A 13,265-nucleotide genomic window follows, 5' to 3' on the forward strand; every position below is an offset into this window, starting at 1 on the left:
TCTCACTCACTCCCAGCGGTGGCATCGGCGAGCGCGTTGGCGCCGCCCACGATCTCGCTGATCTCCTGGGTAATACCGGCCTGGCGGGCCTGGTTGGCTGTTCGGGTGTACTTCTCGATGAGGTCCTGCGCGTTGTCCGTCGCCGACTTCATGGCCTTCTGCCGTGCCGCGAGCTCCGATGCGGAGGCCTGCAGCAGGCAGTAGTAGATGCGGCTGTGGATGTACTTCGGCAGCAACGCGTTGAGCACGTCGTGCGCCGACGGCTCGAACTCGTACAGCGGGAGCACATCTTCGGCCGCCGGACGCTCGGTGCCGCTGATGACCTCGAGGGGAAGCAGTCGGATGACCTCGGGCTGCTGGACGAGCATCGACTTGAACCGCGTGTAGACCACGTGCAGCTCGTCGACGGCCCGCTCGGGGTCGACCGCCTCCTCGTCGGACTCGTCGGTCGCGAAGCTCTTGACCAGCGTGTTGCCGATCTCGCGGGCGTCGGAGTACTGCGGCTGGTCGGAGAAACCGACCCACGACTCGATGAACTTGCGTCCACGGAAGTTGTAGTACGCCTCCGCCTTGCGGCCGCTCAGGTAGAGGTCGACCTCCTTGCCCTCGGCACGCAGCTTCTCGACGAGGCGCTCGGCCTCCTTGAGCACTGCGGACGAGTAGGCGCCGGCCAAGCCTCGATCGCTCGAGATCACGAGCACCGCCGCCCTGGTCGGGTTCTCCGCCTCGGTCGTCAACGGGTGGTCGACGTTCGAGAAGGTGGCGACGGCCGAGACGGCGCGCGTGAGCTCACGGGCGTACGGCGCTGCCGACGCCGCTCGCTGCTGCGCCTTGATGATGCGCGAGGCAGCGATGAGCTCCATGGCGCGCGTGATCTTCTTGGTCGCCTGGGTCGACCTGATCTTCGCGCGTAGTTCGCGTACCGATGCGGCCATCGTCAGCCTCGCTTCTGCTTGACGATCTGCTCCTGATCGACGTCCTGGTCGTCCAGGGGCTCGAACTCCTCGTGGCCGGGCTTGATCGAACGGCCCTCGGAGGTCTCGAACTGGTCGACGAAGGAGTCGTACGCCTGCTCAAGGGCCGACTGGTTGTCGTCCTCGAACTTTCCGGTCTCCCGGATCGCGTCCAGGATGCCGGCGTGCGAGCGCTTCAGGTAGTCGAGGAACTCGGTCTCGAAACGCGAGACGTCCTCGACCGGGACGGGGTCGAGCTTGCCCGCCGAGGCGGCCCAGATCGACACGACCTGGTTCTCGACGGGGAACGGCGCGTACTGGCCCTGCTTGAACAGCTCCATGATCCGCTGACCACGGGCGAGCTGCTGCTTGGACGCGGCGTCGAGGTCAGAGGCGAACATCGCGAACGCCTCCATCGCGCGGTACTGCGCGAGCTCGACCTTGAGCGAGCCGGTGACCTTCTTCATCGACTTCTGCATCGCCGCGCCACCGACACGCGACACCGAGATGCCGACGTCGACAGCGGGGCGCTGGTTGGCGTTGAACAGGTCGGACTGCAGGAAGATCTGTCCGTCGGTGATCGAGATGACGTTCGTCGGGATGTAGGCCGACACGTCGTTGGCCTTGGTCTCGATGATCGGCAGACCGGTCATCGAGCCCGCGCCCAGCTCGTCGCTGAGCTTGGCGCAACGCTCGAGCAGACGCGAGTGCAGGTAGAAGACGTCGCCCGGGTAGGCCTCGCGGCCCGGCGGGCGGCGAAGCAGCAGCGACACGGCGCGGTACGCCTCGGCCTGCTTGGACAGGTCGTCGAACACGATGAGGACGTGCTTGCCGGCGTACATCCAGTGCTGGCCGATGGCCGAGCCGGTGTAGGGAGCCAGGTACTTGAAGCCCGCCGAGTCGGACGCGGGGGCCGCGACGATCGTCGTGTACTCAAGCGCGCCGGCCTCTTCGAGGGCGCCACGCACCGAGGCGATGGTGGAGCCCTTCTGACCGATCGCGACGTAGATGCAGCGGACCTGCTTGTCCGGGTCGCCGGACTCCCAGAACGCCTTCTGGTTGATGATCGTGTCGATCGCGATCGCGGTCTTGCCGGTCTGGCGGTCACCGATGATCAGCTGGCGCTGGCCACGGCCGATGGGCGTCAGCGAGTCGATCGCCTTCAGGCCCGTCATCATCGGCTCGTGCACGCTCTTGCGCTGCATGACGTTGGGCGCCTGCAGCTCGAGCGCACGACGCTCGGTGGTCTCGATCTCGCCCAGGCCGTCGATCGGCGCACCCAGCGGGTCGACGACGCGGCCGAGGTAGGCATCACCCACGGGGACCGAGAGGACCTCGCCCGTGCGACGGACGGTCTGGCCTTCCTCGATGCCGGAGAACTCACCGAGGATGACGACGCCGATCTCGCGGACGTCCAGGTTGAGCGCGAGACCAAGCGTGCCGTTCTCGAACTCGAGGAGCTCGTTGGCCATCGCCGAGGGCAGGCCCTCGACACGAGCGATGCCGTCACCCGCGGTGGCGACGATGCCGACCTCTTCGGTGGCTGCAGCGCTCGGCTTGTAGTCGGCTACGAACTTCTGCAGCGCGTCGCGGACCTCGTCCGGACGGATGGTGAGTTCCGCCATGTGTGTGCCTGCCTTCTTGTTCGAAAAGATTGTGTTGAGTGTGGAAAGAGTCAGCCCGCAAGACGCCGGCGGGCGCCTTCAAGACGGGTGGACATGGAGCCATCGACGATCTCGTCCCCGATGGAGACGGCGATGCCGCCGACGATGGACGGGTCGACCACGATGTTGAGCTGGACCTCGCGGCCGTACTTCTTGCCCAGCGCGGCGGCCAGGCGGTTGCGTTCGTCGTCGCTGAGCTCGGCGGCGACGCGCACCTCGGCGAGGAGCCGGTTGCGACGCGCCGCGGCGGTCTGGCCGAACGCCGTCAGCACGCGCTCGAATGAGCCCGTGCGTGCTGCCACGGCCTGCGCGGCGAGCGCCTTGGTGGTCGAGGTGACCTTGTCACCCAGCAGCGAGCTGAGCAGCTCGCCCTTGGCTGCGGCCGGGAGGGCCCGGTCGGAGACGACCTGGCGCAGCTCGGCGTCGGACCGCACCAGGCGGCCGACCTCGAACAGCTCGGTCTCGACTGCGTCGAGCTCCCCCGCAGCGTCCGCACCGGCGATCAGTGCGGTCACGCCGGCGGTCTCCAGACCGTCGGTGAGGTCCCGTCCCGAGGCCCAGCGGCCGCTGACTGCCGAGCGCAGGATCTTCAGCGCGTCAGCGCTGACCTGCTGGCCGAAGACCTGCTCGGCGAGGCCGGCCTTGGCGCCGGACTCGGTGGACGGATCGGTGAGAACACGCCGGAGCGCGGGCTCGCGGTCCAAGGTCGAGACGATCTCGAACAGCTCGGCTCCGAGGTCACCCGTCGGGCCCTGGACCGCACCGACCACGGCCAGGACCTCGTCGAGGGACTTCGCTGAGATGCCACGCATCAGTTCGCCGACTCCTCGAGCTCGGCGATGAAGCGCTCAACCGTGCGCTTCTGGGCTGCGGAGTCGTCGAGCACCTCTCCGACGATCCGACCCGCGAGCGCAGTCGCCATGGATCCGACCTCACCCTTGAGCTGGGCCAGGACCTGAGCACGCTCGGCCTCGACCTGCGCGTGCGCGGTCGTGGTGATGCGCTCGGCCTCGGCCTGGGCCTGGGCCCGCAGCTCGGCGATGATCTGCACGCCCTGCTCCTTGGCCTCCTCGCGGATGGCGGCAGCTTCCTGACGCGCTCCGGCGAGCTGGGCGGTGTACTCCTCGAGAGCGGCCTTGGCTTCCTTCTGGGCAGCCTGAGCTTCCTCGATGCCACCTTCGATGGCCGCGGTGCGCTCGGCGTACGCCTTCTCGAAGTTCGGGACGACGTACTTCCAGATCGCGAAGACCACGATCGCGAAGACGACCAGACCGAGGACAAGCTCGCTCCATTCGACCGCGAGCGGGCTGTGCTCTTCGCCCTCGGAAGAAGCTGCGAGCAGTGTCGTAAACATGGCGATTCCTGTCGGCTACTGGATCAGAGAACGAAGGCGAGGGCGATGCCGATGATGGCCAGCGCCTCCGCGAGGGCGAAGCCGAGGATGGCGATCGCCTGCAGGCGAGCCTGCGCCTCGGGCTGACGCGCCACGCCGTTGATGTAGGCGGCGAAGATCAGGCCGATGCCGATGCCAGGACCGACTGCAGCGAGGCCGTAGCCGATCATGTTGAGGTTGCCGTCCACGGCAATTCCTTTCGTTGTGACGCGAGTGCCGCGTCGATGGTGGGACGTATGAAGTTGTGGGTATGGGGGTGGCTCAGTGCTCGTCGGCGAGCGCGCCGCCAATGTACATCGCGGTGAGCAGCGTGAAGACGTACGCCTGCAGGAACATCACCAGCAGCTCGAGGAAGCTCACGAGGATGCCCAGGATGAACGACAGGACGCCCACGGGCGCGTAAGCGATCTTGTCCGACTCGAAGATGAGGTAGGCCGCACCGGTCGAGAACAAGATGAGCAGCAGGTGGCCGGCGAACAGGTTGGCGAAGAGACGAAGAGCCAGCGTCGCGGGCCGCACGATGATGTTGGAGAGGAACTCCAGCGGGATGATGAGGACGAGGATCGGGCCCTTGACGCCGCCGGGGACCGTCTGGCGACGCAGGTAGCCGAAGAAGCCGTGGCGCGAGATGCCGGCTGCGTTGTAGATGACCCAGGTCAGCGCCGCGAGCCCGTAGACGTAGCTGATGCGCGAGAACGTCGGGAACTGCAGGAACGGGATCACGCCGTAGTAGTTGTTCACGAAGACGAACAGGAACAACGAGAACAGGTACGGCACGAACTTCATGAAGTCGTGCGTGCCGATCGAGTCACGGGCGATGCCGTTGCGGACGAAGCCGTAGACGGCCTCGCCGGCGAACTGGAGGCGACCGGGGACGACCGCGGCCGGGCGGGACACGACGTACGTGATCGCGATGATCAGGATGCCGGACAGGACCAGCAGGAGCATCGACTTGGTGACGTCGAAGCCAAGGATGCTGAAGGCGGGCGGGAGCTCGAAGTTGCCCGGACCCGGGGCGATGAAGCCTTCTGTTGCGAAAGTCAGCGATGCTGCGGTCGTCACGTACATACCCTTCAGATGGCGCGGTCACTAGTCGGTGCGGCTACGGCCTGCGTCATGCTCTGCGGAAACCGGCAGCACCGCTGGCCTCAGTGCCCGCGATGCTGTCTGATGCCACAAGGGACGCGACTCCACGACCAGGTCTTGGTTGTTCCCGTCCTTGCGCGCTCAGGTTATCAGGCCCTCACCGTTCGGTGTCGCCCAGGTCATAGGTGGGAATCCTGGCCCGCTGGGACGCCCGCACCTGCAGGAAGGTCCAGGCGAGCGTGCTGACGATGACGGTGCCGCCGAGGGACCGGTCGTCGAGGTGGGAACCCACTCCGTCACGGTCGAACAGCACCGTGAACAGGGCGAGCAAGGCGATGACCTTGGTCAGGAAGAAGATCATCGCGACGAGCAGGGACAGGTGCGGGCTGACCTTGGTCACCGGCCCGAGGGCTGCCGGGCTCGAGGCGAAGAACAGGCAGACGATGACACCACCCACCGCGGCTCCCGCGACCCCCTCGCCGCCCTCTCGCAGCCCGGCCACCAGCGCACAGAGCGCGGCGACGACGAGGGTGGGGAGGACGACGGTGCGCAACGTGGTCATCGGACGTGACCGTTCATGACCAGACCTTCTCTTCGAGCTTGGGGAGCAGGAACACGGCAGCGATGGTGAGGACCGCGAGCGCGCCGAAGCCCGCGATGGACTGCCAGCCGCTGAACAGGCTGATGACGACGCTGCCGAACGCGACCAGGCCCGCGAAGGCGTACATGAGCAGCACGGCGCGCCGGTGCGAGTGACCGATCTCGAGCAGCCGGTGGTGGATGTGCATCTTGTCCGGGCTGAACGGGGACCGCCCCGCGCGCGTGCGGCGCACGACGGCGAGGGCCAGGTCGACGAACGGCACGAGCAGGATCGTGAACGGCAGGATGACGGGCAGCAGCGCCGGCAGGAAGCTCGCCTCCGCTCCCCCGATGCCCTCGGACAGCTCCGTGGCCGGGAACTGACCGGTCAGGCTGATCGACGAGCACGCGAGGACGAAGCCGATCAACATCGATCCGGAGTCGCCGATGAACATGCGCGCGGGGAAGAAGTTGTGCGGCAGGATGCCGATGCAGGCGCCGGCCAGCGCCGCGGTGAGCAGGGCGGCGGCGATCGCGCGGGTCTCGCCGTTCTCGACCGCGAGGACGAACGCGTACGCGAAGAACGCCACCGCGCCGATCGCGACCATGCCCGCGGCGAGGCCGTCGAGCCCGTCGACGAAGTTCACCGCGTTCGCCGTCCCCACGATCAGCAGCACCGTGAAGATCAGCGCCTGCGCCTGGTCGAGCCCGATGTAGTTGCCGTACAGCGGGAGGTAGACGAACTGCACCCCCTGCGCGACGACGATGATGCCGGCGAGGACCTGTCCGGCGAACTTGCTGAGGGCGTCCAGCTCGTACAGGTCGTCGACGATGCCCACGAGACAGATGACGACACCGCCCAGCACGACGGCTCGGGCGTCCTTGAAGACGCCGTCGTCGGCCAGGGAGAGGAATGGCAGGTGCGTGGCGACCAGGTAGGCCGCGACGATGCCGCCCAGCATGGCCGGGCCACCGAAGTACGGCGTCGGGATCGCGTGCACGTCGCGGTCACGGACGCGGGCGACGGCGCCGAAGCGGTAGGCGGCCTGGCGGGCGATCGAGGCCAGGAGGTAGGTGACGCCCAGGGCGATGCCGAAGACGACGAGGTACTCCCTCACGCGGTGTCCTCGGCGTCCTTGGCGGGCTCGATCGTGTTGTTGAAGCGGTGGAGGGCCTCGAGCGGGACCGCGCCCTGCCGCAGGATGCGGGGCGTCGCGCCGGTGGCGTCCAGGATCGTGGACGGCACGCCGGACGAGGTGGGTCCGCCGTCGAGGTAGACCGCGACCCGGCCGCCCAGCATGTCCTGGGCCTGCTCGATCGTCTGCGCGGCGGGCTGACCGGTGGTGTTTGCGCTGCTCACGGCGAGCGGTCCGGTCTGCTTGAGCAGCGCAAGGGCACGCTTGTCGTCGGGCATGCGGATCGCGACGGTGTTGTGGGTCTCGCCGAGGTCCCAGGTGAGGGACGCCTGCTGGTGGCAGATGATCGTCAGCGGACCCGGCCAGAGCGCCTCGACCGCCGAGCGCAGCCAGGCGGGGACGTTGGTCGCGAGCGCGTCCAGGGTCGTCGGCGCGCCGATCAGGACCGGCGGCGGCATGTCGCGGCCGCGGCCCTTGGCGTCCAGCAGGTTCTGGACCGCGCGCGGGGAGAACGCGTCCGCCGCGATGCCGTAGACCGTGTCGGTCGGGAGGACGACGAGCTTGCCCTCCTCGAGCGCGGCCTGGGCGGCACGCAGCCCTCGGTCGAACTCCTCGTCCACGCTGCAGTCGAACTTCACCCGATCATCCTAGGCGCAGCCCTTCCCCGCCCCGTCACCCACAGACGCCCACGAGTCACGCACGGACGCCGACGAGTCACGCACGGACGTCGAGGAGTCACGTCCGGATCCGTACGTGACTCCTCACCTGCCGTACGTGACTCGTCAGCGGTTGCACGTGACTCGTCGGCGGTGGGCGGGAGTCAGAACCAGCTGACGTGGTGGAAGATGAACGCGATCGCCAGGAACTGGATGAGGCGGCCGGTGAACACCATGGTCAGGAACAGCCACTGCGGCTGCTTGGACGCTCCGGCGAGGATCGTCACGATCGCCAGCGGCGGCACGCCGATGAGCGAGGACATGAACGCCGTCAGCCCGCCGGAGTAGGGCCGGTCGAGCAGCGTCAGCAACCAGTCGCTGACCTTCTTGATCCAGGTGAACAGGCGGGTCCCCGCGACCCACCGACCACTCACGCGCACCTGGGCCGCGACCGCGTTGCGGGGCGGACGGGGCTCGACCATCCGGACCTTGTTGGTGCCGCGGCGCGCCAGCTGGAAGACGAACATCTTGCCGATCGTCGTGGCGATCACGTGGACCAGGATGAGGAAGGCCAGGAACGGCCGGCTGTTGACGGTCGCACCGATCGCGACGACGTAGATCTCGGCGTTGACGAACACGGGCAGGACGGCTGCGCCGAGTCCGACGGCGATGGCAGAGCCGATCAGTCCCAGCTCGTCGAGGCCCATGATGCGTCAGAGCCTAGCCGCGCGGCTTCGTCGCGGTGACGAAGCGGGGACGGTCGGCGAGGTCGCGGTGGTCACGGACGTCCGCCCAGCGCGGTGCGAAGACCGCGGGGGCGGACTCGCCCTGGGCGTCCGCGTGCTCGGCGCCGACCACTCCCCCCGGCTTCAGCAGGCGCCAGGCGACCTTGTCGACGACCCGCATCGCGTCGAGACCGTCGTCACCGGACCACAGCGCGAGCGCCGGGTCGTGGTCGCGCGCCTCGGGCGCCACGCTCTCCCACGCGTCGAGCGGGATGTACGGCGGGTTGGCGACGACGACGTCCACCTGCCCGTCGAGGTCGGGGAACGCATCCGCCATGTCGCCCAGCCGCAGGTCGACCCCCGTGCCGGCGAGGTTGCGCTGCGCCCACTCGTACGCCGGCTCGTCCAGCTCCACCGCGTGCACCTGCGCGCCGGGGACCTCGTGGACGACCGACAGGGAGATCGCGCCCGCGCCGGCGCACAGCTCGACGACGACCGGGGACGACAGCGTCTTGGCGTGGTCGATCGCCCAGCCGGCCAGCAGCTCGGTCTCCGGGCGCGGCACGAACACGCCGGGGCCGACCTCCACGTCGACGTACCGGAACGCAGCAGAACCGGTGAGGTGCTGCAGGGGCACCCGCGAGGCACGAGCGGAGACGAGAGCCGAGAAGCTCTTCACCTGCAACCCGTTCGGCTTCGCGCTGCCGATCAGCATCATGCGCGGGACGCCGGTGACGTGGCTCAGCAGCACCTCGGCGTCGTGGCGCGGGGACGACACTCCCCCGGCCTCCAGCTCGGTCGTCGCCTGCTCCAGCAGGCGCTCGGCCTGTGTGCGTACGGCGCTCACGCGGGCGCGCTCACGAGCCGGACTCGACGGTCGCGAGGCGCTCGGCCAGCTCGGCGTCGACCAGCGACTTGATGACGTCGTCGAGAGCGCCGTCCATGACCTGGTCGAGGTTGTACGCCTTGAAGCCCGTGCGGTGGTCCGAGAGCCGGTTCTCGGGGAAGTTGTACGTGCGGATGCGCTCGGAGCGGTCCATGGTGCGGATCTGCGACTTGCGCACGTCGGACGCCTCGGCGTCCGCGGTGGCCTGCGCCGCCTCGAGCAGCCGGGCGCGCAGGATCCGCATCGCCTGCTCCTTGTTCTGCAGCTGGCTCTTCTCGTTCTGGCAGCTGGCGACGATGCCGGTCGGCAGGTGCGTGATCCGAACGGCCGAGTCGGTCGTGTTGACGCTCTGGCCGCCGGGTCCGGACGACCGGTACACGTCGATGCGCAGGTCGCTGTCGTGGATCTCGACGTCGATGTCCTCGGCCTCGGCCAGGACCAGGACGCCGGCCGCCGACGTGTGGATGCGCCCCTGCGACTCGGTGACCGGGACCCGCTGCACGCGGTGGACGCCGCCCTCGAACTTCAGCAGCGCGTGCGGGGCCTCCCCCGGCTCGGGCGTGCCCTTGGCCTTGACGGCCATCGTGACGGACTTGTACCCGCCGAGGGCCGACTCGGTGGCGTCGAGGATCTCGGTCTTCCAGCCGCGGTGCTCGGCGTACCGGGAGTACATCCGCAGGAGGTCGCCGGCGAACAGCGCCGACTCCTCACCGCCCTCGCCGCCCTTGATCTCCATGATCACGTCCTTGGCGTCGGCCGGGTCGCGCGGGACCAGCAGTCGCTGCAGCCGCTCGGACAGCTCGTGCAGCCGTGGCTCCAGGGTGTCGATCTCGGCGGCGAACGAGGCGTCCTCGGACGCCAGCTCGCGCGCGGCCTCGAGGTCGTCGGTCACCTGCTGGTACTCGCGATACGTCTTGACGATCGCGGAGAGCTCGGCGTACCGCTGACCGAGCCGCTTGGCCAGGCCCGGGTCGGAGTGCACCGATGGATCGGCCATGCGCTGCTCGAGCTCGGCGTGCTCTGCGACGAGTGAGTCGACGGCCTCGAACATGGACATGGGTGGCTCCTGGGGTGCGTTGGCGTGAAGGGGACGAACGACAGCGCCGACCCTTGCCCGTCAGGGGCAGGGGTCGGCGCTGGAGATCGCTACTTCTTGGCGTAACGCTTCTCGAAGCGAGCGACGCGACCGCCCGTGTCGAGAATCTTCTGCTTGCCCGTGTAGAACGGGTGGCACGCGGAGCAGACGTCCGCGCGCAGGACGCCCTCGGGCGCCGTGCTCTTGGTGGTGAACGTGTTGCCACAGGTGCAGGTGACCTGGGTCTCGACGTAGTTGGGGTGGATGCCGTTCTTCATGGGTGTCCTCTCGGCGGTCGCTGGGTCGTCTCGCGGGATGCGGGGCCGTGAACCAGAACCAAGGATTGATTGTGCCAGTTGACGTGCGTTACAAGGAAATCGGCCCCACCTTTATTCCTGTGCGTCAGGCGGGCAGCAGCTTCTCGATGTCGCCGGCGATCTTCTCGGGCTTGGTCGCCGATCCGTAGCGCTTGACGACGTTGCCGTCGGCGTCGACGAGGAACTTGGTGAAGTTCCACTTGATCGCCGACGGTCCGAGCCCGCCCTTCTCCTGCTTGAGCCAGGTGTAGAGCGGGTGCGCACCGTCGCCGTTGACCTTGATCTCCGAGAACAGGGGGAACGTCACGCCGAAGTTCTTCTCGCAGAACGCCGCCGTCTCCTCGTCGCCGTCGGGGTTCTGGTTGCCGAACTGGTCGCACGGGAAGCCCAGCACCACGAGTCCACGGTCGACGTACTCCTGGTAGACCGCCTCGAGGCCCTTGAACTGGGGCGTGAAACCGCACTGGGTCGCGGTGTTGACGATGAGCAGGACCTTGCCCTTGTAGTCGGCGAGGAGCCGTTCGGTGCCGTCGATGGCGGTGGCGGAGAAGTCGTGTGCGGTGGTCATCGCGCCAGCCTAGGGGGCTCCGTCGGGGGCGACCATCTGAACCCGGGGACGACGAAGGGGCGCACCCGGTCTCCCGGATGCGCCCCTGTCCCGTTGCTGGATCAGCCGTTGACGGCTGCTCCGTCCTGCGGCAGCGTCGCGGTGATCTTCTGCAGGAAGTCGGCGTTGTTGGACGACTTCTTGAGCTTGTCGAGCACGAGCTCCAGGCCCTGCTGACTGTCGAGGCCCGACAGGACGCGGCGGAGCTTCCAGACGACGTTGAGCTCGTCCTTGCTCATCAGCAGCTCCTCGCGGCGCGTGCTCGACGCGTCGACGTCGACCGCCGGGAAGATCCGCTTGTCGGCGAGGTCGCGACGCAGGCGCAGCTCCCAGTTGCCGGTGCCCTTGAACTCCTCGAAGATGACCTCGTCCATGCGCGAGCCGGTCTCGACCAGCGCGGTCGCGATGATGGTCAGCGAGCCGCCGTCCTCGATGTTGCGCGCGGCACCGAAGAACTTCTTCGGCGGGTAGAGCGCCGAGGAGTCGACGCCACCGGACATGATCCGACCCGAGGTCGGTGCGGCGAGGTTGTACGCCCGTCCGAGGCGCGTGATGCCGTCGAGCAGCAGCACGACGTCGTGGCCCAGCTCGACCAGACGCTTGGCCCGCTCGATCGCGAGCTCGGCGACCATCGTGTGGTCGGTGGCCGGACGGTCGAACGTCGAGGCGATGACCTCGCCCTTGACGGTGCGCTGGAACTCGGTGACCTCCTCGGGACGCTCGTCGACCAGGACGATCATCAGGTGGCACTCGGGGTTGTTCGTGGTGATCGCGTTGGCGATCTGCTGCATGATCATCGTCTTGCCGGCCTTGGGCGGCGAGACGATCAGGCCGCGCTGGCCCTTGCCGATCGGCGACACGAGGTCGATGACGCGACCGGCGAGTCCGCCGGCCTCGCCCTCGAGGCGCAGACGCTCGGACGGGTACAGCGGCGTGAGCTTGGAGAACTCGACCCGCTTGGTCGCCTCCTCCAGAGCCATCCCGTTGACCGAGTCGATCTTGACCATCGGGTTGAACTTCTCCTTGCGCTCGCCCTCGCGGGGCTGGCGCACCTGGCCGACGACGGCGTCGCCGCGGCGAAGGCCCCACTTGCGGACCATCGAGAGCGAGACGTAGACGTCGTTGTCGCTGGGCAGGTAGCCCGTGGTGCGCACGAACGCGTAGTTGTCGAGGATGTCGAGGATGCCCGCAGCGGGCACCAGGACGTCGTCCTCGGTGTACGACGTGTCGACGTCGAGGTTGCCGCGGCCACCCTGGCTGTTGCGGTTGCGGCCGCGACGGTTGCGGCGACGGCCGCCCATCTCCTCGTCGTCGTCCTGCGCGTGGCCCTGGTGACGATCGTTCTGCGCCGGAGCCTGGTTGCGGTTCTGGTTGTTCTGGTTGCGGCTGTTCTGGCCACCGCCCTGCTGGTGGCGGTCGTTGGCGCCGTTGTTGTTCTGGCCGCGTCCCCGACCGCGTCCGCGGCCGCCCTCGCCGTCCTCGGCGTCGTCGGACTGCTCGCCGCGCGTGTTCTCGTGGCGGGGCTCGTTCTTGGTCTCGGGCTGCGCGTCGTGCTTGGCGTCGGCCTTCGGACCGTTCTTCTGCGAGCCGCCGCGGCCGTTCTTCTCGGTGCCGTTCTTCTCGGTGCCGTTCTTCTCGGTGCCGTTCTTCTCGGCGCCGTTCTGGGCGTCATCGCCGGCGGGGGCGTCGCTCTTGGCGGCAGCCCGCGAGCGGCTGCGCGTGGGCTTCTCGGCCTTCGCGGGCGCCTCGTCGGCGGTGGCGTCGCTCGTGGCGACCTCGGCCTTGGCACTGTCGGCCTTGGCGCCGCGGCCACGGCCGCCACGCTTGGGGGCCTCGGTCTTGGCCGGCGCGTCGGCGTCGTTCTTCGTCGGGGGGACGATCACGGGTGCGGCGTCCGCGGTGTCCGCGACGGTCGGTCCCGAGGCGGCCTTGACGGCGGCCTTCGTCGAGGTGCCCGCGTCACCGCGGGCGATCTTGATGGCATCGATGAGTGCGCCCTTGCGCATCTTCTCGGCGCCGGTGATGCCGAGGCCCGCAGCGATTTCCTGCAGCTCGGCGAGCACCTTGCCGCCCAGGCTTCCCCCGGTCTTGCGGGGGGTCCCGGCAGCGGCCGAGGACGCGGAGGCATCAGGTGTCGTGGTGGTTTCAGTCACGTAGGTTCCTTTGGATGAGGCCACAAGGCCAGTGG

15 protein-coding genes are annotated in these 13,265 nt (G+C 68.3%); all 15 read right to left on the reverse strand.

Annotated features, from left to right (window positions below):
* Positions 1-2: 2 nt before the first annotated feature.
* Complete coding sequence (locus C3E78_RS12435) at positions 3-935, reverse strand: F0F1 ATP synthase subunit gamma (RefSeq protein ID WP_108578836.1); 933 nt, start codon at positions 933-935, stop codon at positions 3-5.
* A gap of 2 nt (positions 936-937) precedes the next feature.
* Positions 938-2,578, reverse strand: coding sequence for a F0F1 ATP synthase subunit alpha (gene atpA / locus C3E78_RS12440; protein ID WP_108578838.1), 1,641 nt, complete (start codon positions 2,576-2,578; stop codon positions 938-940).
* Between the two features lie 50 nt (positions 2,579-2,628).
* Entirely contained in the window at positions 2,629-3,429 is an 801-nt protein-coding gene (locus C3E78_RS12445; RefSeq protein WP_108578840.1) for a F0F1 ATP synthase subunit delta, read from the reverse strand.
* Positions 3,429-3,971, reverse strand: coding sequence for a F0F1 ATP synthase subunit B (locus C3E78_RS12450; RefSeq protein WP_108578842.1), 543 nt, complete (start codon positions 3,969-3,971; stop codon positions 3,429-3,431). Before C3E78_RS12450 ends, C3E78_RS12445 begins: the two co-directional genes overlap by 1 nt.
* A 23-nt stretch (positions 3,972-3,994) precedes the next feature.
* Entirely contained in the window at positions 3,995-4,198 is a 204-nt protein-coding gene (atpE, locus tag C3E78_RS12455; RefSeq protein WP_108578844.1) for an ATP synthase F0 subunit C, read from the reverse strand.
* A gap of 73 nt (positions 4,199-4,271) precedes the next feature.
* Positions 4,272-5,072: a F0F1 ATP synthase subunit A gene (gene atpB, locus C3E78_RS12460; protein WP_235833612.1), complete on the reverse strand. Its 801-nt coding sequence runs from the start codon at positions 5,070-5,072 to the stop codon at positions 4,272-4,274.
* Positions 5,073-5,253: 181 nt separating this feature from the next.
* Positions 5,254-5,658 (reverse strand): Cg1360 family ATP-synthase-associated protein, encoded by a 405-nt coding sequence (locus tag C3E78_RS12465; protein WP_108578848.1) that lies wholly within the window; start codon positions 5,656-5,658, stop codon positions 5,254-5,256.
* A gap of 13 nt (positions 5,659-5,671) precedes the next feature.
* Positions 5,672-6,793 carry a glycosyltransferase family 4 protein gene (locus tag C3E78_RS12470; RefSeq protein ID WP_108578850.1) on the reverse strand — a complete coding sequence of 374 codons (1,122 nt, stop codon included), beginning with the start codon at positions 6,791-6,793 and terminating at the stop codon, positions 5,672-5,674.
* The gene (locus C3E78_RS12475; protein WP_108578852.1) at positions 6,790-7,449 is read right to left on the reverse strand and encodes an L-threonylcarbamoyladenylate synthase; all 660 of its coding nucleotides are present in this window, start codon (positions 7,447-7,449) and stop codon (positions 6,790-6,792) included. Before C3E78_RS12475 ends, C3E78_RS12470 begins: the two co-directional genes overlap by 4 nt.
* 182 nt (positions 7,450-7,631) lie before the next feature.
* Entirely contained in the window at positions 7,632-8,174 is a 543-nt protein-coding gene (locus C3E78_RS12480) for a VTT domain-containing protein (protein ID WP_108578854.1), read from the reverse strand.
* Between the two features lie 13 nt (positions 8,175-8,187).
* Complete coding sequence (gene prmC, locus C3E78_RS12485; RefSeq protein ID WP_108578856.1) at positions 8,188-9,039, reverse strand: peptide chain release factor N(5)-glutamine methyltransferase; 852 nt, start codon at positions 9,037-9,039, stop codon at positions 8,188-8,190.
* 10 nt (positions 9,040-9,049) lie between these two features.
* Positions 9,050-10,129 carry a peptide chain release factor 1 gene (prfA, locus tag C3E78_RS12490; RefSeq protein ID WP_108580879.1) on the reverse strand — a complete coding sequence of 360 codons (1,080 nt, stop codon included), beginning with the start codon at positions 10,127-10,129 and terminating at the stop codon, positions 9,050-9,052.
* Positions 10,130-10,224: 95 nt separating this feature from the next.
* A complete protein-coding gene (gene rpmE, locus C3E78_RS12495; RefSeq protein ID WP_108578858.1) occupies positions 10,225-10,431 on the reverse strand; it encodes a 50S ribosomal protein L31 in 207 nt (68 codons plus the stop codon).
* A gap of 124 nt (positions 10,432-10,555) precedes the next feature.
* Positions 10,556-11,038 carry a glutathione peroxidase gene (locus C3E78_RS12500; RefSeq protein ID WP_108578860.1) on the reverse strand — a complete coding sequence of 161 codons (483 nt, stop codon included), beginning with the start codon at positions 11,036-11,038 and terminating at the stop codon, positions 10,556-10,558.
* A 101-nt stretch (positions 11,039-11,139) separates the two neighbouring features.
* On the reverse strand, positions 11,140-13,230 hold the full coding sequence (gene rho, locus C3E78_RS12505) for a transcription termination factor Rho (RefSeq protein WP_199906817.1): 2,091 nt from the start codon (positions 13,228-13,230) through the stop codon (positions 11,140-11,142).
* Positions 13,231-13,265 lie beyond the last annotated feature (35 nt).

Origin of the sequence: Aeromicrobium chenweiae (assembly GCF_003065605.1) — a bacterium.
Taxonomy (GTDB): Bacteria; Actinomycetota; Actinomycetes; order Propionibacteriales; family Nocardioidaceae; genus Aeromicrobium; species Aeromicrobium chenweiae.